The sequence below is a fragment of the Vibrio sp. S9_S30 genome, from assembly GCF_014694455.1.
Taxonomy (GTDB): Bacteria; Pseudomonadota; Gammaproteobacteria; order Enterobacterales; family Vibrionaceae; genus Vibrio.
In genome coordinates this window covers 1-1,628 of record NZ_JAAUWT010000081.1, presented here as the reverse complement: position 1 = coordinate 1,628, position 1,628 = coordinate 1, and the positions used below count along the sequence as shown (strand labels likewise).

The following is a 1,628-nucleotide window of genomic DNA, read 5'->3' as shown; positions in this document are numbered from 1 at the left end:
TAAGAAGACTTAGCACAGTCAATTCAACATTTACTTGTAAATGTAATCAGTATTCATTGAGCCGAACAAAATCTTAAATTGAAGAGTTTGATCATGGCTCAGATTGAACGCTGGCGGCAGGCCTAACACATGCAAGTCGAGCGGAAACGAGAATAGCTTGCTATTCGACGTCGAGCGGCGGACGGGTGAGTAATGCCTGGGAAATTGCCCTGATGTGGGGGATAACCATTGGAAACGATGGCTAATACCGCATAATGCCTACGGGCCAAAGAGGGGGATCTTCGGGCCTCTCGCGTCAGGATATGCCCAGGTGGGATTAGCTAGTTGGTGAGGTAATGGCTCACCAAGGCGACGATCCCTAGCTGGTCTGAGAGGATGATCAGCCACACTGGAACTGAGACACGGTCCAGACTCCTACGGGAGGCAGCAGTGGGGAATATTGCACAATGGGCGCAAGCCTGATGCAGCCATGCCGCGTGTATGAAGAAGGCCTTCGGGTTGTAAAGTACTTTCAGCAGTGAGGAAGGGTGTGTCGTTAATAGCGGCATGCTTTGACGTTAGCTGCAGAAGAAGCACCGGCTAACTCCGTGCCAGCAGCCGCGGTAATACGGAGGGTGCGAGCGTTAATCGGAATTACTGGGCGTAAAGCGCATGCAGGTGGTTTGTTAAGTCAGATGTGAAAGCCCGGGGCTCAACCTCGGAACCGCATTTGAAACTGGCAGGCTAGAGTACTGTAGAGGGGGGTAGAATTTCAGGTGTAGCGGTGAAATGCGTAGAGATCTGAAGGAATATCAGTGGCGAAGGCGGCCCCCTGGACAGATACTGACACTCAGATGCGAAAGCGTGGGGAGCAAACAGGATTAGATACCCTGGTAGTCCACGCCGTAAACGATGTCTACTTGGAGGTTGTGGCCTTGAGCCGTGGCTTTCGGAGCTAACGCGTTAAGTAGACCGCCTGGGGAGTACGGTCGCAAGATTAAAACTCAAATGAATTGACGGGGGCCCGCACAAGCGGTGGAGCATGTGGTTTAATTCGATGCAACGCGAAGAACCTTACCTACTCTTGACATCCAGAGAAGCCAGCGGAGACGCAGGTGTGCCTTCGGGAGCTCTGAGACAGGTGCTGCATGGCTGTCGTCAGCTCGTGTTGTGAAATGTTGGGTTAAGTCCCGCAACGAGCGCAACCCTTATCCTTGTTTGCCAGCGAGTCATGTCGGGAACTCCAGGGAGACTGCCGGTGATAAACCGGAGGAAGGTGGGGACGACGTCAAGTCATCATGGCCCTTACGAGTAGGGCTACACACGTGCTACAATGGCGCATACAGAGGGCGGCCAACCAGCGATGGTGAGCGAATCCCAAAAAGTGCGTCGTAGTCCGGATTGGAGTCTGCAACTCGACTCCATGAAGTCGGAATCGCTAGTAATCGTGGATCAGAATGCCACGGTGAATACGTTCCCGGGCCTTGTACACACCGCCCGTCACACCATGGGAGTGGGCTGCAAAAGAAGTAGGTAGTTTAACCTTCGGGAGGACGCTTACCACTTTGTGGTTCATGACTGGGGTGAAGTCGTAACAAGGTAGCCCTAGGGGAACCTGGGGCTGGATCACCTCCTTATACGATGATTAT

The 1,628-nt window shown here is 53.0% G+C and carries 1 rRNA gene; it reads left to right on the top strand.

What is annotated here, in order from left to right:
- Positions 1-75 precede the first annotated feature (75 nt).
- Positions 76-1,616, top strand: a 16S ribosomal RNA gene (locus HC752_RS24070).
- The last annotated feature ends 12 nt before the right edge of the window (positions 1,617-1,628 follow it).